This window comes from Natrarchaeobius chitinivorans (assembly GCF_003841505.1).
Classification (GTDB): domain Archaea; phylum Halobacteriota; class Halobacteria; order Halobacteriales; family Natrialbaceae; genus Natrarchaeobius; species Natrarchaeobius chitinivorans.
The window spans coordinates 82,158-102,574 of the sequence record NZ_REGA01000017.1 but is presented as its reverse complement, the minus strand read 5'-3'; the positions used below and the strand labels follow the sequence as shown (position 1 = coordinate 102,574).

Below are 20,417 nucleotides of genomic sequence, written 5' to 3'. Positions count from 1 at the left end.
TTGTAGGCGCACATGCTCAATCAATGGTCGGAACGACTGTGGACGTACGAGGAACCGCTTCGGTTTCTCGGCTTCGAGATTGGACGAATTATGACCGTGATTCGGCTTTCGAGCGGTGGGCTCTTCATCCAATCACCGAGCGAGTTGACAGCCGAACTCAAATCAGCCCTTGACGCCCTCGGGGAGGTTCGGTTCGTCGCACCGGCGAGCAAGCTCCACGGCCACCTCTATATGGAGCAGTACGAGGCCGCATACCCCACCGCAGAACTCTTAGCTGCCCCAGGGCTCGACGTGCGCCGACCTGATTTGCAATTCGACCAGTTGTTGGGTGATACGCCAGATCCGCGATGGGCCCCGGATATCGATCAAGTTGCGATTCTGGGAAATCGGTGGATCTCCGAAATCGCGTACTTTCACCGGCCGAGTCGAACGGTCATTCTCGGCGACGTCGGGTATCACATCGGGGATGGAAGCCCGCTGAAAACTCGCATAATGGCCCACGTCGCAGGCGTCTACAAACAGGTCGGTCCGCCGCTCGACTTTCGACTCACGATCGCCAACAACACATCGTTTCGCAGGTCTCTTCAGGACGTTCTCGCATGGGATTTCGACCGGGTAATCCCTGGCCACGGAGACATAATCGAATCCGGAGGTAAACAGGCTGTACTCGACGGATTTGAATGGATGCTATAGTCATTGAGAGAACCGTGAACCATGACGGGAGCGGTCGCATGGGTAGCCAGCACGTATTACTCGTCCAGTAGCGAGGTATTCGGTATGCTTCTCGTTATTATTCCGTATCTGAATAATTCTCTTGTGTATCCTAATCGTGATCTCCAGCCATGACGCGGAACTTGTCGGGACGTCTCACGACGGGGAGCGTAATCGTACTCATCGGACTCGTACTGTTACTCTCGACGACGGGACTCGTCGAGATGCGTTCGGTGTGGGGCTGGATCGCAGCGCTGTTCGTTCTGGTGGGCGTGTGGGCGTTGATTCGGAGCGAGTTTCGCAACCTCGTCGGCCCAGTCATGATCATCGCCATCGCAGGGACGTTCTTCCTTCGAAACGTGGGTGTCCTCCCGGACGATGCGATCGGAACTTGGTGGCCGCTGTTCGTCATCTTATTTGGCGTTCTGCTCATGATCAGCCGCTCGCGGCGACGTCAACGTATTCGATTGGAGGGCATCGATGCAATCGGCGAGGTGTCCGTTATGAGTGTCTTCGGGGGTGACGAACGACGTATCACCACGGATCGCTTCACGGGAGCGGAACTCGTCGCTGTGTTCGGTGATGGCGAACTCGACCTTCGTGATGCGAGTGTTAAAACGCGTCCCGCGATCGTCGAGGTCGTTTCCGTGTTCGGTGATGCAGAACTGCGCGTCCCGACCGAGTGGGAGGTTCGCTTCGAGACGATCTCTGTCCTGGGCGATATTACCGACCGCCGACCACGCCACTCCGGAGATCGTGGCGCAGATACAGATCCGGATCTGATCGTCTCAGGAGTCGCATTCCTCGGGGACATCGAAATCCGCGATTGACTGCTATTGGATCAGGGCCAGATCACCGATTGAGTTGCCAGATTTCGTAGTTGAGGTATGTTGCGAACCCGACCCACAACAAGTACGGAACGAGCAACAATGCTGCTCGGCGATCAATTCGAGCGAACGAACCGATGGTGACCGCGATCGCTGGACCGAGCAAGAGGATGATGGCGAAGCCACCACGGGTCGATCGGCGGCCGAAAAAGACGAAACTCCACGTCGCATTCAGCGCGAGTTGCGTCACGAAGAGCCCGATCGCTCGCGTTTTCGACCGTGAATCTACCCGTTCTCGACGAACCAGGTAGAGCGATACACCCATCAGTGCAAACAACAGCCCCCAGACGGGACCGAAGACCCAATCTGGCGGGGATGCCGATGGTTTCTCTAACGTTCGGTACCAGATTTCGAGCTCCTCTGCTGTCAGGATTCCCGGGATGATACCGACGAGTTCGCAAAATGCGATCGTAAGCGCCAGTTCCCGCCACTCCACGCCATCACGTCGCTCGACACGAGTCCCTGTCTCGAAGACAGTGGCCATCACCGACAGTACCACAGGGAGTCGTTTAAATCTCGAAGCATGTGGCGCGTCAAATCTGCAAACCTCCCGCTTACTATCGATTCCTCTCATCCGAATTCGTCCGTTTCCTGCTTTCCGAGAATCTAACACGGTGGCTATGCAGATGTGGGGCCATATATTCACCATGACTAACAGAAGTACGTGGATCAATGCAGCTATTGGAGCCGTCACCACGATCGCACTCTCGTTCACGGGATTCTCGCCACTGCTCGGTGGGGGTATTGCGGGATATCTTCAGAGAGAAACACCCAAGCGCGGAGCCAAGGCCGGAGCAATCTCCGGCGCGATTGCCACCATCCCGCTCGTCCTCGTAATGTGTATAGGACTGCTGCTGTACGCCGGAATCCCCGCGGCCAGCCCAGGCGCTCCTGGCGGTCTGGAACTGGCGATAATCTTCCTGATCATGTTGCCGATGCTCGCACTCTGGTTCGTGGGACTGAGCACCGCAGGCGGCTATCTCGGAGGGTATCTTCACACCAATTCTCGACCACCAACCGGGGACAATCTGGGAGTCGAACGGTGAGAAACCGGTCGTTCCGCTCAGTATCAGCCCCTTCGATACGCGAATTTTCTCGCGTATCGATACAGAGCGATCACGACGAACGAGTTCATGGAAATACTCGACAGCAGTAGACACTGGTTCCGTCTCATCGTCCACCTCGATCTCTCGTCTTCGTTATCCGCTCGGAGACTCCGTACGTGTGCAACACCGGCGACCATCCACCCTGTCAGTGCGAGCGTCAATAACGTGAGCGAGAGTCTGCGCATACCGCGACAGATGCGGTGAGACCGTATAATTGTTCGATCCCCGTTAGACTGGTTTGCTGGTCAAATCAGTCTTTGAGCATTTCGACGACGCCCCGGTTACCATCGACTCGAATTCGCTGTCCTGTTTCTATCTGCTTCGTCGCTCCAGCGACGACTACCGATGGGATTCCGTACTCTCGAGCGACGATTGACCCGTGGGTCATCTTCCCGCCGTTATTGGTCACCAGACCGGCTGCGTTGAGGAATAGCGGCGTCCACCCGGGGTCGGTGTGGGGTGCGACGAGTATCTCCCCGGTTTCGAGGGTCGCGTCGCTCGGCTCTTCGATGACCCGAGCCTGTCCTTCTGCGACACCACTGGCCGTGGGAATGCCAACGAGTCCGTCAGTATCGACGTCCGAAGCAATACCGCCTCGGGGGATCTCCCCGTCACTCGTGATGACACGCGGTGCACGAAGTTGCTGATGATGGAACTGTTCGGCCCGCCGTGTATCGAGATCAATATCGGTCGGCGTGTCGGGATTCGAGAGTTCGGACAGCAATTCGTCGAAGTCGTAGAGCCAGACGTCGTTCACGTCTTCGAGACGGCCGTCACGTTCCAGTTTCTCACCAGCTGCGAGTACCTGTCGCCGAGTTTCATCCAGCAGTTGCGAGAGAGCGTACTTGGTGACCTCCCGCATCGAGAGATAGCTCCGGTACCGCAGCGCGAACGGACGAACGAGGCGTCGTCGAATTGAGCCAAACCGCTCTCGGCTCGCCTGTCGTTCGAGACGAGTGATCGCTCGCTCGGCTTCAGTCTCCAGGCGTTCGACGTGGGTTCTGTGGTCTCCCGGTTCGCCAGTTTCGAGTTTCGCTCGAACAGTGCCCAACAGCGGTGACGGATCCTCGTGATACCGCGGGTGAGAGAACTCGATTTCGGCGGGGGCCCTGAACCCGTACTCGTCGAGGAAGTTCTCGAACGCAGTAGTGAACTCTTCGCCGCCAGCCACTTCGCGTATCTCATCGAGGCTACGGCCCTCTTTGAGCGCTCGTTCGACTTGCGGGTTGTCGCGGGTGATGTCGGTGATGTCTCCCAATTCGATCATCATCGCGGTGGTGACGTTCTCACGTAACTCCCACTCTACTATGGTGCACATTCACATAGAGTTGCCCCGTGAAAGCATCTGCACGAGGTGATCGAAGAGTTTTGAGCGACGGGGAATCGGTGAACGCTCCGGGCCTTCTACCTTACAGTGTATCGAACGATCGATTATCTATCCGGAAGGGCGTGCGAGGGCCAGAGGATAACTGCGGCAGAATCTCTGTCGAGACGCAATTGGTTCTCTCCCTGTCGGTACCGAGGTGGCCTGCACAGAGCAGTTTACCGTTCCAACCGTCGACTGGTGAACGCAATCGGACCACACCGAACGAGCTCGCTCGTCAGTTCAGGTTCGGACCGCCAAGTTGCTTGTCGGGAATGCCCTTCGTACGATTGATGTGTGCTAACACATAATATCACCACGGATTCAACACTCGACGACATTGCATTCCTCGCCAGTTCTGACCACCGCGTCGGAGTGCTCGACGCACTCACTGAGGGGGGCTGTGACAGGGCCGACCTGCAGTCCGAGACCGGTGCCCACGCCTCGACCATCGGACGCGTGCTCGGCGACTTCGAGGAGCGACGATGGATCGAACGCAGCGGGCCGACGTACGAACTCACACCGCTCGGCGAATTCGTTGCCGAACGGTTCGGCGAGCTACGCGATGCGATGGAGACCGAGGGGAAACTGCGACGTCTGGCAGTGGCTTCCGCGGGAAATGGAAGGGTTCTCCGTGGACCTGTTCGCAGACGCCGTCGTCGCCTATCCCGGCCCGGGATATCCGTACGAACCGATCGACCGCGTAATCCAACTGGTCGAGGAGAGCGAGTCGATGTATGGGTTTGGCGCGACGATATTCAAAGCGGTCGCCAACGAGACGTTCTGTCGAGCTGCTCTCGACGGCATGGAAATCGAGTACGTGTACTCGCAGGCGGTTCTGGCCGCGACCGTCAAGTGGGATCCCGAACTGTTCGAGAAGGCGGCCGCCCGGGACCACTGTACTGTCCTCGTCCACGACGACCTTCCCGACAGGACGCGGTGTGGGATCGACATCTTCGACGACCGTGTCAGCATCTGTTGTCACGACACCGAAACCAGAGCACTGCGTGCATGGGTCGACACCGAGGCACCCGAGGCTCGAGAGTGGGCGCTCTCGCTCTTCGAGCGATATCGACGGGAAGCGAGACCGATCGACGAATCCGTACTGAATATTCCGGTCCCTGAGCGGTTTACGGTCCCATAGTGGGCTGGTCATCATAGCCGTTTGCACGCCGTGCAATATTTCACTAGATAGTCACATTATCGTGCCTATCGTCGCTATACGTGCGAATAGTTGAACGAACACGGAGTCGTCACGGCTCGGAAGCCGTAGACCAGTGTCACAAGGTAATGGTATGAAGTCCGAACAACAATCCAAAACGATCAAAACTGCGACGGAGCCCGACAAACAGCACGTTATCGACAGCCTCGTACTGGCGTTCACCACGGATCCGACCTGGCGCTGGAACTACCCCGATACAGACGACTACCTCGAGTATTTCCCCGAGTTCGTTAGAATCTACGGCGGAAAAGCGTTCGACCACGGCACCGCCCACTACGTGGAAGGGTTCGCTGGGGGCTCACTCTGGCTTCCACCAGGGGTACGGCCGGACGAAGACGCGCTGGTCGAACTGTTTCAGGAGTCGCTCTCCGAGGAGCGACAGGAGCAAGCGTGGAACGTACTCGAACAGCTCGCCAGCTATTACCCCGACGAACCGTTCTGGCACCTGACGGTTCTCGGCGTCGAACCGGTACACCAACGCAAGGGATACGGAACGGCGCTATTGGGGAATATGCTTACTACGTGTGATCAGGAGGGAGAAGTGGTCTATCTCGAATCCAGCAATCCCGAGAACATCCCGCTCTATGCCCGACATGGGTTCGAGATACTGGGCTCGATACAGGAGAACGAGATACCGCCGCTGATCCCCATGGTGCGCGAACCACAAAGATGACGTTTTGTGAACACTCCGGAAATCCGGATAATGCGATAACTCGCACGACGATAGAACAAGAGCGGGAGCCAGCCAATGACCTTAGCGACCGTTTCTCCGTACGATCCTGATCAAATCACCGAGAGGAGTGGCCACGCAGTGGTCGTCGGAGCAAGTATGGCGGGACTCTTGGCAACCCGGGTCTTAATCGATCGATTCGAGAGGGTCACGCTCATCGAGAAAGATTCACTGCCTGACGAGCCCGCCCTCCGCCCGGGTATCCCACAGGCACGTCACATCCACGTGATGCAGAAGGCTGGGCTGGTAACGGTGGAGAATCTCTTTCCGGGCTACAGTGACGACGTAATCGAAGCAGGTGGACTGGTGCTCGATCTTGCAAGCGACGTGAAGCTCTACCAGGAAGGTGACTTCCTTGCGGGTGGACCGATGCGCATCCCCCAGTATACTGCGAGTCGGCCGGTATTCGAGCAGGTTACTCGACGACGCGTTGCGGAACTCGACGGGGTAACCATTCTGGATGAATGCCACTTCAGTAACTACCTCGTCGACGATCAGGCGTCTACTGTCGAGGGTGTGAGCGTGCGAACTGCCGATGGTGACCGAGAACTCGATGCGGAGTTGGTGGTCGATGCAACCGGGCGAACCTCTCGAACGCCGGCGTGGCTGGAAAACAACGGATATCCGGCCCCACCACGCGACGAAGTGTCGATCGATCTGGCGTATAGCACGGTCCTCCTCGAGCGACCTGCCGAGACTCGCCGGGCGTTTCTCGTACTACCCCACGCTCCTCGGACGCGCGGTGCAGCTGCGTTTCCAATCGAAAACGGACGATGGTTGCTGACGCTCGGCGGCATGCACGGGGATTACCCCCCGACCGATCCGGAGGGGGTTCTGGAATACGCTGCCAGCCTTCCGGTCGCCGATATTGGCCGTCTCCTCGAGGAGCATGCGTGGGTTTCCGAGGACATCTCTTACTATCCGATCCCGTCTTCGGTCAGACACCGCTACGAAGACCTCGACCGGTTCCCTGACGGGCTGGTCGTCATCGGTGACGCGGTCGCTAGCTTCAATCCGATTTACGGACAGGGGATGTCCGTGGCTGCACTGGAGGCGTTGCAGTTCCATCACACCCTGGCGACGGACGACCAGGGCGGACTCGCTCTCCGGTTTTTCGAGCGAGCCGCGGGAGTTGTCGATGATGCGTGGAGTATCGCGGTCGGTTCTGACTTTCAGTTTCCAGAGACGACGGGGCCGAAACCGTTCGGAACGAACCTGGTGAACAGGTACGTCGCCAGATTGCACCGGAAGGCGCACACCGATGGGCGGTTGGCCGACGCCTTCAATCGCGTTATTATAATGGAAAATCGACCGACCTCGCTGTTTCGTCCGAGCGTTGTGTGGCGGGTAGTGAAACCGAGTCCCCGAGTTCGATACGGGTAGTACGGATCCGGCCATACCGATACCGAAACAACGGGTCCGTTCGATGAATTCATCCGGTCTATTCGACAGATTCGCCGGGGGTATCCAGACAGAACTCGCGGTGTTCTATACGCTCCATCGGAAGCCGGACCAGAGCGACGACGCGCTGGAACTCGGGCGAACCGTTTTATGGAATCCTCGAGTGTATCGAGGTATGCGGGAAGCGATCATCGGCCTCACCGACGAGGAGATCGAGGCCATGGGTTACGGGGAGCTGGTCTCGGTGTGCCGTGAGGCGGGTGTCCGCGACATCGAGTTACTCGAGGACGACGGGAGAGGCGGCGTCTCCCAGATCGAAGTCGAGACCCGGTTCGACGAGGACCGACTCGATCGCATCGATAGCGTCGAGAGCTGGGAGTTCGTCGCCGAGAGGGAAGACACGTACCTCTATCTCCTCGAGGTCACCGCGCTCGAGATGCCCGAGAGCGCGTCCGTCGATCACGACGATCTGGTCGGGGTGTGTGATCCGACGGTGGGCAATCGCGGACTGTTGTTGTCGCTGGTTGGCTCGCAGGATGCGATTCGAACGATGCTTCGTAACTTCGAGGAAGCCGGAATCGTCCCCGATCTACACAGACTCGGCGAATACGAGGGTGGACAACGGGCGCTCGACGCGTTGACCGATCGGCAGCTCGAGGTGTTGCAGACTGCCTACGACATGGGGTTTTACGAGGTTCCACGGGAGGCGTCGGTCGGCGACGTGGCGGACGAGATCGGACTCGACGACGGGACGGTCTCCGAACACCTGCAGCGTGCCGAACGCAACCTCCTCACACAGCAACTCGTCGGACGGGACTAAGGTCACTGCCGTCGTCCGGACTGACACGGTTTGCTGTGGCGGTTTACCGGTACAACCGCTCGGGTCACGGTCCCACCGGAAATGGCTCACAGCAGACCGTATGAGGCCGCTGCACCGAACTGGCGGCTGTTCCGTTCACCGCTCCGGACGGAGTGTTCCTCGAGTGGCGAAATCGGAGGTTACGACTCGAGCGTGTCTCCCGACGCCGGGTAAGACTCGAGCGGAACTCTCGCGCTCTGGCTTCTGGTACCGCTCGATCGATCCGTTTCCGTCGTTCTGGGGGATTCTATGCCCGTCCGTCGTCTGGAAGGGGTCGAGAACGTGCGCTACCAGCCCGAAGTCCGCCACCATCCGAATTCATCGTGGTCGTGTACTGTCAGCGGACCGTGGACCTCTCTCGACTTATAAAGATGCCCAACGATCTGGGAACAAGCGCCTCTGCGGTCGCGTCCGTGGTCTTCCAGTGGAGGCTAACACATGTCCGAACCGAGGCCTGAACGAAGTGACCGAGACGGATCGAGCGAAGCCGGCGGTAGCTGTTCGATCGGTGATGGAGAATCGGCATCCGATCGGTGGTCCAGGCGCGTCTGGGCCACCGGATCGTACGAGAAAATCGCCCCGAAATACGTCTCAATGGGTGGCCACCTCGTCGACCGCACCGCCGTCGATTCCGACGACGAAGTCCTCGACGTCGGGTGTGGGACGGGAACGGTCGCTATCACCGCCGCCAGGCGCGGTGCTCGAGTGACGGGCGTCGACATCCAGCCCGCCATGATAGAACACGCACGAACGAACGCCGACACTGCAGACGTAGCCGTCACGTGGCGAGAGGGTGATGCAACTGCCCTCCCGTTCGAGACGAACGAATTCACGGTGACGCTGTCGAACCTTGGCCACGTGTACGGTGATCCCCCCGATACGGCAGCCGAGGAACTGCGTCGAGTGACCCGTCCCGGCGGACGGATCGGATTCACATCCTGGACGCCCACGAGCCTCTATCCCGCGATGGCTGGCGTAGTTGGGGCGGTCCTCTCCCCGGAGGAGCTGCCGAACTTCTCGGAGCCGCCGTTTTTGTGGGGGGATTCGGGGACCGTCCGTACACGACTCGGAGACGCCGTCGACGACATCGCGTTCGAAACTCAGACGGTGCAGTATCCGGCGCTGTCGCCCGAGCACTTCTGGGGGCAAACGGCAGCGAACTCGGGGATGTTCATCGAGATACTCGAGGACGTCGACGAGGGCGACGCTCGAGAACTTCGAGAGCAACTGCTCGAGACGATAGAACCGTACTTCGACGACAGCGAGAACGCCGTCGAACTCGAGTACCGATTGACGACGGCAACGGTGGCCGAACCCGGCGAGTGACCGGTCACGGTCTCGTCGGTTATTGCGCCCCGGTCATCCCACGGGTGACGTATCCTTCTCGCCAACTCGTGAAATCCGTCAGTCGAGGCGGTATCGATGGATGGATGCAACGACGTTTCCTCCGTGGAGGGATCACTCGAACCAGTCCATTCTACTGACCACTCCGATGATCCGATGGCCTTGATAAAGGTATCCAACTCACTGGGTGCAAGCGACTCCGGGACGGAGTGCGTAGAATCGAGTGGGTAGTACCCATGAGTGTTTCAAACCAATCCAGCGAGCACAGCGAATCGACCAGTTCACCGGATCCGGGACCCCGACTCGTCACCCTCCGCAACGGCGTCGTCGGCGGCGTCGTGGCCGTCTTCCTGTCGTTCCTGCCGCTGTCGACGGTCATCGGCGGCGGGGTCGCGGGGTATCTGGATCGTGGAGTCGGCCGTATCGGCGGTGTTGCAGGCGGAATCGCAGGGATCGTCGCCTTCGTCCCGTACCTCTTGGTTGCCACGTATCTCGTCTCGTCCCCGACGGTCGCGCTTCCCGGCCCGGAATTGGGTCTCTCGCCCGCGGTCGTCGTCGCCGGAACGACCGCCTTCGCGCTCGTCTACGTCGTCGGTCTAAGCGTGCTGGGCAGCCTAATCGGCGGGTACGTGTACGACGACCGGGATAAATGACGGCGACCGCCGCGGTGCGTTCGAACCGCCTGATCTCACGAGACCACTGCAATGGACCGTGTGCCCGAGCCAGAGCATCGGGCGTTCGTTCGGGGCAAAGCAGTAACAGTGACCTGATCCGGTATCTCATTCGAATGGGCGTCCGCTTGCCGTCGGCGGTGATCTCGAGGTCACCGTCGGTGCGTTCGACCAGCATCTCGACGACGGGATCGGAGCCGTCGGCCGACTGACCGCGGCCCGCGACCGATCACCGCTGTCGTCGAACCGGTGGTCGCCCCCTGTCGCTCTCGACCTGGAGGTTCAAAGAGGGAGGAGCGCTCGAGAGTCCCCGCCGTCCGTCCCGTTTCGCGCGACCAACGTAACCCGCGGCTCCCCGTCGATCCGCCGTTCGACGTAGTAGAGCACGGTCAGGTCGGAACACGCCGTCAGGAGTTCGTTCGACGCGAACCGGTACCGATCGCCAGGGCCTTCCTGACCGGCCGGCGACTCGAGGTAGTGTTCGTAAAAGAGGATTCCGCCGGGTGCGAGCGCGGCCTTCACGGACGGGAAGCGACTCCGCGCATCGAAGAAGCTGATCGTGACTGCGTCGTATGTCCCCTCGAGAAAGGCGTAGCTGTCGACGTCCGCGAGGATCCACTCGACGGTGACCGACCGCGACTCGGCGCGCTCGCGCGCCCGAACGAGTTGTCCCCTCGAGACGTCGAGGGCGTCTACGGTCCAGCCGGCGTCCGCGAGGCAGATCGCGTTCCGCCCGAGTCCGGTCGCGACGTCGAGTGCTCGTCCCGGCGGTAGATCGGTCACCAACCCCCGCAGTATCGGCGACGGTTCGTGCTCGGACGACGCCGATGGGAGCGGACTCGAGCCGTCGCGTGGCGAACCAGTCGTCCGCTCATCGGCCGGACCCCGAACCGACCGCCGTTCGTCGTCTGTCACGTCCCGTAGTAAGGAGGCGCGTGCATAAAGTGTAACCAGCAACGCGCGGATTCCTGGCCCGACCCGCCCAGCAACGCGCAGCAACGAGCGTATTTCCGGGGCGACTTGCCCGGCAACGAGCGGGTTCCTGAAACAGCCCGCCGCCGTGGGGGCCACGGGGTCGCGTCGGACCGACCGCGGATTCGCGCCGACGGTATCGCGTCCGGATCCGTAGAGCCCTTCCGGGGGCGTTCAGCGCGTCAGCGGCTGGTTGAAACTGCGCTCGCGCTCGAGGACGGTTTCCCACGTCAGCTCGCACTCACAGGAGACCTGCTCGAACACCGAGGGGTCCTGGCGGAGGTCGAAGTCCTTGATCGCCTTCTGGACGAGGTCGTCGCACTCGCCGCAGTTGTGGGGGCCGCGCTCTGAGCCGTGACCGACGGGGTCCGAGACGACAATGGCGTCGACGTCGGCGGTCTCCTCGAGTACGTGGGCGACAGACCAGAGCCACGGCGGCCGGTACCCGTCCTGAAAGTAGAGTTCGTCGACCATGGTGTAGCGCTGGACGTTGCAGGGGTTCATCGAGACGGTGTGACAGCCGTCGACGTCGGTACAGCGCTCGATCGAGGAGATCATGTCCGCTACGGCTTCGGACTCCGTGAGAAACGGCGGCTTCATCAGGAGGTAGGCCTTGATCCCGGCTGCGGCGTCGTCGGCCCGCTCGTCCGCCGCGACGGCGGCCGCGCAGGCGTCCTCGAAGTCGGCGAAGTCGAAGTACTTGTTCACGCAGTCGTGGCGCACGCGGTCGGTCGCCGTCTCGAGGCCGATCGCCACGTCGGTGTCGACCCCATGTTCGGTGAAGTCCTCGATCTTCTCCCGGTCGACGAAATCCGGCAGCGACTCGACGACCATTCGCTCCCGATCCGCGAACGTCTCCGCGATCGCCCGCCGCGTCTCGGCACCGACCTCGCGCTCGTCGAGGAACGATCCCGACGTGTAGATCTTGATCAGTTCCGCCGGCTCGTCGGCGTTGTCGGCTTCGTGTGCGAGACAGACGTCGATCTGATCCATCAGCGCCTCGTGGCTGACGCTCCCGCCGTCGACGCTCTCGGCGACGTAGCCACACATCGTACAGCCGCCGGCGCGAGCCCACCGACAGCCGCCGGTGTTCAAGATGATCGTCAGGCTTTGCTTGACGCCGTCGGGCGTGTTGTCCTCGTCGAGCCAGACGCGGGTGGGCTCGTGGGGATCGTAACTGGCCTCCTTGCGCGACCGAATCTCGCGCATCACCTGATTGTGGGCGTCCATGCCCTTGCCCTGCTCGTAGACCTCGGGCGTGGGTTGACTCATTAGCGGAAAAAGCGGTTCGAAGCGTAAAGCGGCTTCGTTGGGGCTCGAGTCATACGGTTTACTGTGAGTCGTTGCCGGCGCATCCGCGACCCGGGCGGCGGGTGCGGCGGTAAACAGTCACAGTAATCCGTATCAGTGGTCGACGGGTCGTCCCGGAACCACGGTCGCGCGTCGTACCGGGCCCGGAGGCCGTCAGTCTCTCCGTTCGCTCGAGCGGCCGTCCCGGTTGTCCGGAGCGAGTTGGTTCCGGGCGACCCGATTATCGGTTCGAGTGCAGGCGCATCTCCTTGGTCTCGACGGCGCGACAGGCCGGGCAGACGAACTGGTAGTGGACCCGACTCCCGGTCGTCGTGACGCGCCAGCCGCCGTTCGTCTCTCGATTTCCGCACTGCCCGCACTCGAGGCCGGAGTCGTCGAACTTCCGCCGGAGCCGTTCGAATGGCGTGTTACTCAGTGACATACATAATAGTATATCATGAAAGACCATAACGTGTGTGGGTACCGGTTCGGGAAACGAACTGTTTCGCCAGCACCATGGTTCTTGACGGCGCCGCTCCTAGAACCGATCATGGATGACGCCCAGCCAGCAGAAGGAATCGATGGGGGTGACGACGGCTCCGTGGCGCCACTCGAGCGTATCGTCGATCCGATCGTCTCCATCGTCGACGGGACGATTACGTATGCCAACGATGCTGCACTCGAGGCGTTCGAAATCCCCGATGTCGACGAACCGGCGGCCACGACGCTCGAGTCGTGGGAGCGGCTCGCGGCGGAGATCGACGAGACGACGATCGGCACCGCGAGACGGGTCGATCTCGGAGGCGATCAGGGTGGTGTGCGGATCCATCGAGACGTCGACGGCGTAACAGTCACGTTCGAATCGACCGCGGGGGCCCACCCGGGAGACAGCGACCGCGTCGTCAAAGAGCGTGCGATCGACGAAGCACCGGTCGGGATCACCATCTCCGATCCCGATCTGGAGGACAACCCGCTCGTCTACGTCAACGATGCCTATCGAGACATTACTGGCTACGAGTTCGAGGAGATCGCCGGCCGGAACTGTCGATTTCTTCAGGGCGAAGACTCTGACGAGGACGCGATCGCCGAAATGCGGACGGCGATAGAGCAACGTCGCCCCGTGACCGTCGAGTTGAAAAACTATCGCAAGGACGGCACCGAGTTCTGGAACGAAGTGACGATTGCCCCCGTCCGAAACGACCAGGGACAACTCACGAACTACGTCGGCTTCCAGAACGACGTGACCGCGCGCAAGGAGGCCGAACTCGAACTCGAGCGCCGAACCGAGGAACTCGAGTACGTCCTCGAGCGAGTCGAGGGACTCGTCCAGGACGTCACCGCAGCCGTCGCCGGGTCGACGAGCAGATCGGAACTCGAGGCGGCAGTCTGTGAGCGAATCGCCGCCGAATCAGCCTACGACGCCGTCTGGATCGGCGAACGGGATCACGCGTCCGGAGCGATCGACGTTCGTGCGGGCGCAGGCGACGGCGTCCCGTCCGAGCGCGTTCCCGGAAACGCCGGTCATCCGGCAACCGAAACGATCCAGAACGAAGAACCCACCGTCGACACAGCCGAGGGGACGATCCGCGCCGCGTTTCCGCTGTTTCACAACGCTATCGAGTACGGCGTGTTAGTCGTTCGAACGGATCGGGACGACGGTGTCGACGACCGCGAGACGGCGATCCTCTCGGCGCTCGCTCGCGCCGTCGCAAGCGGCATCAACGCGCGGGAAACCAGTCGACTGATCGAAACGGATGCGGTCGTCGCGGTCGAACTGGAACTCGCCGACCGGTCGATCCCGCCGATCGCGATCTCGGCCGACGCCGACTGTCGGCTGGAGTACCGCCGATCGTCCGCTCGAGACGACGGGACGGTCTCCCTGTTTACCGCCAGCGGCGTAACTGCGGCCGGTCTCCAGGAGGCCGTGGACGGACTCGAGGGAGTCGACTGCCGGATCGTCGTCGAGCGCGAGACGGAGTGTCTCGTCGAACTCTCCGGCGGGGACGATCCCGTTCGCCGGCTCTCGGACCGCGGCGTCCGCGTTCGGACGCTCGACTGCGAGGACGGACGCGCCCGGGTCGAACTCGAGATTCCCCAGTCGGGGGCCGTCCGTTCGATAGTCGACGGCCTCGAAGAGCGCTACGAAGGGACGACGGTTCGATCCATTCAGCGGCGTGATCGAGGAGGGGATACCCGTCAGGAGTTCGTCGCTCGCCTCGAGGACGATCTCACCGACCGACAGTTGGCCGTCTTGCGGCGAGCGTACTACGGCGGGTACTTCGATTGGCCACGTCCGGTCAACGGCGAGGAACTCGCCCAGTCGATGGACGTCACGCGACCGACCTTTCACGAACACCTGCGAACGGCCGAAGCGAAACTCTGTCGGGCGGTGTTTGGCGACGAGTAACGGGGCTTTCGATAACCCTCTGCCTGTATTCCTGGCCTTTTCGCGCTGTTTAGCTGTTTCGGTTCCGCGCAACCGCAGGGGTTCGCAGGTCCACCGGTACGCCGGAACAGCGCGCCCGACGAGTCGTTCGAATCTCACGCCGACTCGTGTCCGCGAGTCTCATTCTCGTCGGCGTTGAACTGTAGCCCGTCGTTAGGACCGCAAACGGTCGTTGACGGTCGCCGGCGTTTATGTACCAGTTCGTGATAGCCGTGGTTATGCTCGAGTTCGCAACTCCACTTCAGGTCGGTGGCGGAGGATTTCTGTACTGGGCGATCGTCTTTTTCGTCCTCGCGATCATCGCGGCGGCCGTCGGTGCTCGCGGCGTCGCGGGGATATCGATGGAGATCGCCCGCATCTTCGTGTTGATCTTCATCGTCCTCGCGATCGTGGCACTGTTGCTGTAAGCAGGTGTACAACCGGTTACTAACCTGCAATTTTTACCAGGCGTCGATTTCACGGACAGTCACACACATCGGATAGATGGAGGATCGACGGGACCCATTCGCCGATCTCGGGCGTAACCACAGATGGTTACACTACGTTGGGAACGCCTAACACGATGGCCGTCCAATCTAACCCTAGCGGATTACCATGACAGAACTCGGCGGATTTCAAGACAGGGTCGCTCGAATCGACCTCTCCGAGGAGTCAGTCGGCTACGAGCCGATCGACGACGAGGACGCCCGCAAGTACATCGGTGCGCGCGGCCTCGGGGTAAAGTACGTCTTCGAGCAGGGACCGGACGTCGATCCACTCGGTCCGGATAACCTGCTCGCATTTATGAACGGGCCGCTGTCGGGCACACAGGTCACGATGAGTGGCCGGATCGCGGTCTGTACCAAGTCGCCGTTGACCGACACCGTCACCGACAGTCACCACGGCGGCTGGTCGGGTGCCCGCCTGAAGTGGGCGGGGTTCGACGGATTGTTGTTCGAGGGGGAAGCCGACGAACCGGTCTACGCCTACGTCGAAGACGGCGAAGTCGAACTTCGCGACGCCTCCCACCTCTGGGGAACGGGCGTCCACGAGACTCGCGACCACTTAGAGGAGGAGGTCGACGGGTCCTACGGAAAGAACCTCTCGTTGATGGCCATCGGCCCCGGCGGCGAGAACGAGGTTCGGTACGCCTGCATCATCAACGAGGACGACCGGGCCTCCGGACGAGGCGGCACGGGCTGTGTGATGGGATCGAAGAACCTCAAGGCGATCGTCGTCAAGTCGAACACGAGGATGCCCCAGCCTGCGGATCAGGAGACGTTCAAAGAGGGTCACCAGCAGGCCATGCAGGCGATTCAGGAGTCGGACGTCACCGCGCCGAACGAGGGTGGGCTCTCCCAGTTCGGGACGAACGTCCTGATGAACATCACCGAGGAGATGGACGGCTTACCGACGCGCAACGCGAAGTACACCTCCACGCGGAGCATGCGCGAGGAGGAGGAGACGGACATCGACTCCGAGCGCGTCTCTGGAGAGAACGTCCGCGAGAACATCCTCGTCGACGAACCCACGTGTCACTCCTGTCCGGTCGCGTGCAAGAAGGAAGTCGAGGTGCAGACGATGCACAAAGGCGAGGAGATGAACGTCCGGATGGAGTCTTACGAGTACGAGTCGGCGTTCGCCCTCGGCCCGAACTCCGGTCACACCGAGCGCGACGACATCGCGCTCATGATCGATCGCTGTAACGACATGGGCATCGACACCATCGAGTCGGGTAACATGATGGCGATGGCCATGGAGATGACCGAGGAGGGCAAACTCGAGGACGTCGGCTCGCTCGACTGGGGCGATTCGGAGACGATGATCGACATGATCGAGCGCATCGCCCGCCGCGAGGACGACCTCGCGGATCTGCTGGCGGAAGGCCCACGCCGTGTCGCCGAGCGCCGGGACGCCGAAGAGAACTCGCTGGCGGTGAAAGGCCAGACCATCCCCGCGTACGATCCGCGCTGTATGAAGGGGATGGGCATCGGCTACGCCACGTCGAACCGCGGGGCCTGCCACCTGCGCGGGTACACCCCCGCCGCCGAAATTCTCGGCATCCCCGAGAAGGTCGATCCCTACGAGTGGGAGGGGAAAGGCGAACTGACCGCCGCTTTCCAGGACCTCCACGCCATCTCCGACAGCTTCGACATCTGCAAGTTCAACGCCTTCGCCGAGGGAATCGAAGAGTACGTCCTCCAGTACAACGGTATGACCGGCCTGGACGTAAGCGAAGACGACCTGCTCGAGGCCGGCGAGCGCGTCTACAACCTCGAACGGTACTACAACAACCTCGCCGGCTTCGACGGCGACGACGACTCGCTGCCCGAGCGATTCCTCGAAGACGGCATCCCCGGCCAGGGGGCAAGCGAGGGCGAGTACTGCGAACTCGAGGAGATGAAAGACGAGTACTACGACCACCGCGGTTGGGTCGACGGCGTCGTCCCCGAGGAGAAACTCGAGGAACTCGAAATCGAAATCGGCCCCGGAACCGGCATCAGCGCCGACGAGGGCGGGGCAGCCGCGCCGGGCGACGACTGATCGATCCGCCTTCGAACGGTGGATCTGCCCACCGTGTTTGATTCCCCGTTTTCTCGCGTCCGCCCGATCGAGTTCTCGACCCCTTCTCCTGGATTCTCGAGTCCGTCCACTCGTCTCCCCGTGTTCACCCGCTCGAGTTCTCGAATCACACCCCGCCGGAACGTCGAAGACGACGGACATATGGCGACGCTCTCCGTACCGCGGCGCATGATGGCCACGACCCACGTCTTCGTGGGCCTCGTCGTCGCCGCGACCGTCGCCCTCCTCGAGCCGGCGTTCGCGCTCGAGGCGGGGATCGCGGCGATCGTCGGCGGCCTCTTCCCCGACCTCGACGTGGTGGCGGCCCACCGGAAGACGCTTCACTTTCCGGTCTACTACTCGATGCTCGCCGTCCCCGCGACGGTACTGGCGGTCGCGAGGCCGGCCGGACCGACCGTCGCGATCGCCGTCTTCCTGCTCGCCGCGGCGGCCCACTCCCTTTCGGACGCACTCGGTGGCGGCCACGAGTTACGGCCCTGGGAGGGGCAGTCGCCTCGAGCCGTCTACAGCCACTACCACGGACGGTGGCTCGAGCCCCGTCGGTGGATCGGCTACGACGGATCGCCGGGCGACCTCGCGCTTGCGTCGATGCTCGCGCTCCCCGCGCTGTTGGTCTTCGACGGGTTCGTCCGAACGGTCGTCGTCGGAATGCTCGTCGTTTCGATCGGCTACGCGGCACTGCGAAAGTCGGTCGCGGCGGGCACGGAACGATTTGTCGAGTGATAGGTCTGCTGTCAGTCATTACCGGGACGACCGGGCACCATCCCGCGGTCGCTCCGGTACACAGTTACAGCAATCCGTATGATGGTGTGGCGGTAGACCGGCTCGAGGGGACACTATCGACGGAGGAGAACAGATCAGTCGCTGGCAAGCGCAGGCGCGGACTCGGAGTCTGCAGTCGGCTTCGTGAGTTCGATCTCGACCGAGCCACCGTCGGCGACGGAGACGACGACGTCGTCGAACGACGTGCGGTACTCGGTGGCGTGTTTCCCCGAGGTGTTGATTCGAACCCGTTCCTCGACGAGGTTGGCCTCGGTCAGCTTCTCGACTTTCCGGTAGGCGGTCGACGTCGGGATCTCACAGCGCTCGGAGAGTTCCGTCGCGGTCAACGATTCGTGGCTCGCCGTCTCGAGGATCGATCGACACGCGTCGTCCTCGAGGGCAGAAAGGATTGCGCCGGTATCGAGAGTCGTCTCGTCGCTGGGCCAGTTTCGAACGCCGTTGGGATTCATCGTAGACATCGTTACTTCGTAGTAGTGGGAGGGCACCCTCCAAATGAGTCCCAATAAATACAGGGGTCTTTATATGGGGGTTGGAAGGTGGGAGGTCGTCAGCGCGTAGATGCCAGCCGTCCGATTCGCGGTCTCTGGCCGAACACATCGGGACGGGGGGTTTACCTGAACGGAGCCACCATCGTTCAACAGATGTCTTCGGGGATCCGTGCGGAGGTGAAAATCGACGATCCGGCGGACTGTATCGTGACGCGGGCGTCCGCCGCGGTCGACGGCCGAACGCACTCGGTGTCGAAAAGCACTAATCCGACCGCGCCCGAACGCGTCACCGAGGAGTTCGTCCTCGAGGCCGAGGAATCTCTCGATTCGATCGACGTCGACGCCGAGGTTTCGGCGATTTTCGAGTACGGCTCCGGGCGAGCCTACCGCTTCGAGCGCGAACTCGGTCGCGGCTGTCCCTGCGAAACCGTCGAACGGTTCGACTCGCCCGTCGTCGACGTCCGGACGCAGGGGTCGTCGCTGTACCTGGCGTTTCACGCCACCGGTATGGGTGAGCTCCAATCGATCATCGGCGAACTTCAGGAACGACACTCGAACCTGGACGTCCAGCGGCTGCTCCAGTCACAACAGGAGGGCACGGAACAACACCTCGTCTTCGTCGATCGGAGCCGGCTGACCGCACGTCAGCGCGAGGTACTCGAGACCGCCCACCGGATGGGCTACTTCGAACATCCGAAGGGCGCAAACGCCGGCGAGGTCGCGGCGGAACTCGAGATTTCGGGAGCGACGTTTTCCGAACACGTCGCCGCAGCGCAGACGAAACTCCTCGATGCGATCCTCGATTACGGGACGGCGTGACCCCTTACTCAAGAACGCTTCGGAAACTACTGGACCGTGGAACCGAACCGCAACCCTATATATAGTGACCGCGGAGTTAGTAACGAACCAGATCGACGGACCACTGGATCGACCACCTCATGAGCAGACACGAATTTACCTGCCCCGACTGCGGGCAAGCGATCGAGGTCAACGAGGCGATGCGCGAGGCGATCCTCTCTCACGGCTGTCCCGTCTGTGGGAGTTCCGTCACGGACGTCTCGTTCGCCGCCAAGCAATCGACGAATTGACACTAACGCAGGGGGTTCGTCGGCGGCCGTCTACTCGTCCGTTTTGCGATCGACTTCCGTCCGACGACCGTGTAACGAGTCCGGAGCGAGACGATACAGTTCGATGTCGAGTTCCGCTTTTCCGTCCGCCCAGATCTCGAACAGCGGTCGTTTTGCCTCGCCGTACTGTGCAATCTGGTCCGGAGTCAACTCCGACGGCGAGATGTTCTCGAGGGATCCCGTCGCGATGACGCTTCGATAGGTCGACCCCCGCTCGTCGTAGACGACCAGCCGCGCACGCGGCGTCGATTCGAGAAACGCACGCTTCTCGCTGTCCGGCGTCGATACAAGCCGCATGTAGAACTCCCGTTCGTCGCTGGCGTAGCCGTAAGAGATGGGGATCGCGTAGGGCTCGTCGGTTCGTGCCAGTGAGAGTACCCCTGTCTCGTGGTGACCGAGGAACTCGTCTACCATCGCGTCGGTCATTTCGGTCTCGTGGTCGATGGCCATCGTCT

22 protein-coding genes and 1 pseudogene are annotated in these 20,417 nt (G+C 61.5%); 16 read left to right on the top strand and 7 right to left on the bottom strand.

What is annotated here, in order from left to right:
- The first annotated feature begins 12 nt into the window (after nt 1-12).
- Together EA473_RS17075 and EA473_RS17070 are read left to right on the top strand one after the other, a co-directional pair.
- Complete coding sequence (locus tag EA473_RS17075; protein ID WP_124196853.1) at nt 13-693, top strand: DUF4336 domain-containing protein; 681 nt, start codon at nt 13-15, stop codon at nt 691-693.
- Between the two features lie 149 nt (nt 694-842).
- Nucleotides 843-1,541: a LiaF transmembrane domain-containing protein gene (locus tag EA473_RS17070; protein WP_124196852.1), complete on the top strand. Its 699-nt coding sequence runs from the start codon at nt 843-845 to the stop codon at nt 1,539-1,541.
- A 22-nt stretch (nt 1,542-1,563) separates the two neighbouring features.
- Here the strand turns inward: EA473_RS17070 and EA473_RS17065 are convergent, their stop codons facing one another.
- A complete protein-coding gene (locus EA473_RS17065; protein WP_124196851.1) occupies nt 1,564-2,082 on the bottom strand; it encodes a TspO/MBR family protein in 519 nt (172 codons plus the stop codon).
- A 163-nt stretch (nt 2,083-2,245) separates the two neighbouring features.
- On the opposite strand from EA473_RS17065, the gene EA473_RS17060 reads away from it, so the two are divergent.
- Complete coding sequence (locus EA473_RS17060; RefSeq protein ID WP_124196850.1) at nt 2,246-2,644, top strand: DUF5518 domain-containing protein; 399 nt, start codon at nt 2,246-2,248, stop codon at nt 2,642-2,644.
- Between the two features lie 310 nt (nt 2,645-2,954).
- Here the strand turns inward: EA473_RS17060 and EA473_RS17055 are convergent, their stop codons facing one another.
- The gene (locus EA473_RS17055; RefSeq protein WP_243645288.1) at nt 2,955-4,022 is read right to left on the bottom strand and encodes a PEP-utilizing enzyme; all 1,068 of its coding nucleotides are present in this window, start codon (nt 4,020-4,022) and stop codon (nt 2,955-2,957) included.
- 342 nt (nt 4,023-4,364) lie between these two features.
- Between EA473_RS17055 and EA473_RS23405 the strand changes: the two are divergent.
- From EA473_RS23405 to EA473_RS17025, 7 genes and pseudogenes are all read left to right on the top strand, one after another.
- Nucleotides 4,365-4,589: pseudogene (locus tag EA473_RS23405) on the top strand (helix-turn-helix transcriptional regulator); the annotation flags it as partial.
- Nucleotides 4,590-4,632: 43 nt separating this feature from the next.
- Nucleotides 4,633-5,211, top strand: coding sequence for a helix-turn-helix transcriptional regulator (locus EA473_RS17050; protein ID WP_341538998.1), 579 nt, complete (start codon nt 4,633-4,635; stop codon nt 5,209-5,211).
- A gap of 151 nt (nt 5,212-5,362) precedes the next feature.
- Nucleotides 5,363-5,962, top strand: coding sequence for a GNAT family N-acetyltransferase (locus EA473_RS17045; protein ID WP_124196849.1), 600 nt, complete (start codon nt 5,363-5,365; stop codon nt 5,960-5,962).
- 75 nt (nt 5,963-6,037) lie between these two features.
- Nucleotides 6,038-7,402: an FAD-dependent oxidoreductase gene (locus EA473_RS17040; RefSeq protein WP_124196848.1), complete on the top strand. Its 1,365-nt coding sequence runs from the start codon at nt 6,038-6,040 to the stop codon at nt 7,400-7,402.
- A 193-nt stretch (nt 7,403-7,595) separates the two neighbouring features.
- Nucleotides 7,596-8,240, top strand: a complete 645-nt coding sequence (locus EA473_RS17035; protein WP_124196847.1) for a helix-turn-helix domain-containing protein — start codon at nt 7,596-7,598, stop codon at nt 8,238-8,240.
- A 477-nt stretch (nt 8,241-8,717) separates the two neighbouring features.
- The gene (locus EA473_RS17030) at nt 8,718-9,605 is read left to right on the top strand and encodes a class I SAM-dependent methyltransferase (protein WP_124196846.1); all 888 of its coding nucleotides are present in this window, start codon (nt 8,718-8,720) and stop codon (nt 9,603-9,605) included.
- A gap of 254 nt (nt 9,606-9,859) precedes the next feature.
- Nucleotides 9,860-10,276, top strand: coding sequence for a DUF5518 domain-containing protein (locus EA473_RS17025; protein ID WP_124196845.1), 417 nt, complete (start codon nt 9,860-9,862; stop codon nt 10,274-10,276).
- Between the two features lie 300 nt (nt 10,277-10,576).
- Here EA473_RS17025 and EA473_RS17020 read toward each other — a convergent pair whose 3' ends face one another.
- From EA473_RS17020 to EA473_RS17010, 3 genes are all read right to left on the bottom strand, one after another.
- Complete coding sequence (locus EA473_RS17020) at nt 10,577-11,209, bottom strand: class I SAM-dependent methyltransferase (protein WP_124196844.1); 633 nt, start codon at nt 11,207-11,209, stop codon at nt 10,577-10,579.
- A 231-nt stretch (nt 11,210-11,440) separates the two neighbouring features.
- Complete coding sequence (locus tag EA473_RS17015; RefSeq protein WP_124196843.1) at nt 11,441-12,538, bottom strand: archaeosine biosynthesis radical SAM protein RaSEA; 1,098 nt, start codon at nt 12,536-12,538, stop codon at nt 11,441-11,443.
- Between the two features lie 259 nt (nt 12,539-12,797).
- The gene (locus EA473_RS17010; protein ID WP_124196842.1) at nt 12,798-12,998 is read right to left on the bottom strand and encodes an HVO_0649 family zinc finger protein; all 201 of its coding nucleotides are present in this window, start codon (nt 12,996-12,998) and stop codon (nt 12,798-12,800) included.
- 108 nt (nt 12,999-13,106) lie between these two features.
- Between EA473_RS17010 and EA473_RS17005 the strand changes: the two genes are divergently transcribed.
- The 4 genes from EA473_RS17005 to EA473_RS16990 all read left to right on the top strand — a co-directional run bounded on the left by EA473_RS17005 (nt 13,107) and on the right by EA473_RS16990 (nt 18,287).
- A complete protein-coding gene (locus EA473_RS17005; protein WP_124196841.1) occupies nt 13,107-14,963 on the top strand; it encodes a bacterio-opsin activator domain-containing protein in 1,857 nt (618 codons plus the stop codon).
- A gap of 257 nt (nt 14,964-15,220) precedes the next feature.
- Complete coding sequence (locus EA473_RS17000; protein ID WP_124196840.1) at nt 15,221-15,409, top strand: DUF1328 family protein; 189 nt, start codon at nt 15,221-15,223, stop codon at nt 15,407-15,409.
- A 187-nt stretch (nt 15,410-15,596) separates the two neighbouring features.
- Complete coding sequence (locus EA473_RS16995; protein WP_124196839.1) at nt 15,597-17,525, top strand: aldehyde ferredoxin oxidoreductase family protein; 1,929 nt, start codon at nt 15,597-15,599, stop codon at nt 17,523-17,525.
- A gap of 180 nt (nt 17,526-17,705) precedes the next feature.
- Complete coding sequence (locus EA473_RS16990) at nt 17,706-18,287, top strand: metal-dependent hydrolase (RefSeq protein WP_394341314.1); 582 nt, start codon at nt 17,706-17,708, stop codon at nt 18,285-18,287.
- A 134-nt stretch (nt 18,288-18,421) separates the two neighbouring features.
- Here EA473_RS16990 and EA473_RS16985 read toward each other — a convergent pair whose 3' ends face one another.
- Entirely contained in the window at nt 18,422-18,805 is a 384-nt protein-coding gene (locus EA473_RS16985; protein ID WP_124196838.1) for a winged helix-turn-helix domain-containing protein, read from the bottom strand.
- 183 nt (nt 18,806-18,988) lie between these two features.
- On the opposite strand from EA473_RS16985, the gene EA473_RS16980 reads away from it, so the two are divergent.
- Nucleotides 18,989-19,654 carry a helix-turn-helix domain-containing protein gene (locus EA473_RS16980; RefSeq protein WP_124196837.1) on the top strand — a complete coding sequence of 222 codons (666 nt, stop codon included), beginning with the start codon at nt 18,989-18,991 and terminating at the stop codon, nt 19,652-19,654.
- Between the two features lie 119 nt (nt 19,655-19,773).
- Nucleotides 19,774-19,923, top strand: a complete 150-nt coding sequence (locus EA473_RS16975; RefSeq protein ID WP_124196836.1) for a DUF7560 family zinc ribbon protein — start codon at nt 19,774-19,776, stop codon at nt 19,921-19,923.
- 30 nt (nt 19,924-19,953) lie between these two features.
- Here EA473_RS16975 and EA473_RS16970 read toward each other — a convergent pair whose 3' ends face one another.
- Nucleotides 19,954-20,412 (bottom strand): pyridoxamine 5'-phosphate oxidase family protein, encoded by a 459-nt coding sequence (locus tag EA473_RS16970; protein WP_124196868.1) that lies wholly within the window; start codon nt 20,410-20,412, stop codon nt 19,954-19,956.
- Nucleotides 20,413-20,417: the final 5 nt, after the last annotated feature.

Bases quoted from the DNA above. Each gene is read 5' to 3' on its own strand.
- EA473_RS17000 (WP_124196840.1), top strand. From the start codon at position 15,221: ATGCTCGAGTTCGCAACTCCACTTCAGGTCGGTGGCGGAGGATTTCTG.
- EA473_RS17035 (WP_124196847.1), top strand. From the start codon at position 7,596: ATGCGGGAAGCGATCATCGGCCTCACCGACGAGGAGATCGAGGCCATG.
- EA473_RS16990 (WP_394341314.1), top strand. From the start codon at position 17,706: ATGGCGACGCTCTCCGTACCGCGGCGCATGATGGCCACGACCCACGTC.
- EA473_RS17005 (WP_124196841.1), top strand. From the start codon at position 13,107: ATGGATGACGCCCAGCCAGCAGAAGGAATCGATGGGGGTGACGACGGC.
- EA473_RS17045 (WP_124196849.1), top strand. From the start codon at position 5,363: ATGAAGTCCGAACAACAATCCAAAACGATCAAAACTGCGACGGAGCCC.
- EA473_RS16970 (WP_124196868.1), bottom strand. From the start codon at position 20,412: ATGGCCATCGACCACGAGACCGAAATGACCGACGCGATGGTAGACGAG.
- EA473_RS17015 (WP_124196843.1), bottom strand. From the start codon at position 12,538: ATGAGTCAACCCACGCCCGAGGTCTACGAGCAGGGCAAGGGCATGGAC.
- EA473_RS17030 (WP_124196846.1), top strand. From the start codon at position 8,718: ATGTCCGAACCGAGGCCTGAACGAAGTGACCGAGACGGATCGAGCGAA.
- EA473_RS17040 (WP_124196848.1), top strand. From the start codon at position 6,038: ATGACCTTAGCGACCGTTTCTCCGTACGATCCTGATCAAATCACCGAG.
- EA473_RS17065 (WP_124196851.1), bottom strand. From the start codon at position 2,082: ATGGCCACTGTCTTCGAGACAGGGACTCGTGTCGAGCGACGTGATGGC.
- EA473_RS17060 (WP_124196850.1), top strand. From the start codon at position 2,246: ATGACTAACAGAAGTACGTGGATCAATGCAGCTATTGGAGCCGTCACC.
- EA473_RS17050 (WP_341538998.1), top strand. From the start codon at position 4,633: ATGCGATGGAGACCGAGGGGAAACTGCGACGTCTGGCAGTGGCTTCCG.
- EA473_RS17055 (WP_243645288.1), bottom strand. From the start codon at position 4,022: ATGTGCACCATAGTAGAGTGGGAGTTACGTGAGAACGTCACCACCGCG.
- EA473_RS17075 (WP_124196853.1), top strand. From the start codon at position 13: ATGCTCAATCAATGGTCGGAACGACTGTGGACGTACGAGGAACCGCTT.
- EA473_RS16975 (WP_124196836.1), top strand. From the start codon at position 19,774: ATGAGCAGACACGAATTTACCTGCCCCGACTGCGGGCAAGCGATCGAG.
- EA473_RS16995 (WP_124196839.1), top strand. From the start codon at position 15,597: ATGACAGAACTCGGCGGATTTCAAGACAGGGTCGCTCGAATCGACCTC.
- EA473_RS16985 (WP_124196838.1), bottom strand. From the start codon at position 18,805: ATGTCTACGATGAATCCCAACGGCGTTCGAAACTGGCCCAGCGACGAG.
- EA473_RS17070 (WP_124196852.1), top strand. From the start codon at position 843: ATGACGCGGAACTTGTCGGGACGTCTCACGACGGGGAGCGTAATCGTA.
- EA473_RS17010 (WP_124196842.1), bottom strand. From the start codon at position 12,998: ATGTCACTGAGTAACACGCCATTCGAACGGCTCCGGCGGAAGTTCGAC.
- EA473_RS16980 (WP_124196837.1), top strand. From the start codon at position 18,989: ATGTCTTCGGGGATCCGTGCGGAGGTGAAAATCGACGATCCGGCGGAC.
- EA473_RS17025 (WP_124196845.1), top strand. From the start codon at position 9,860: ATGAGTGTTTCAAACCAATCCAGCGAGCACAGCGAATCGACCAGTTCA.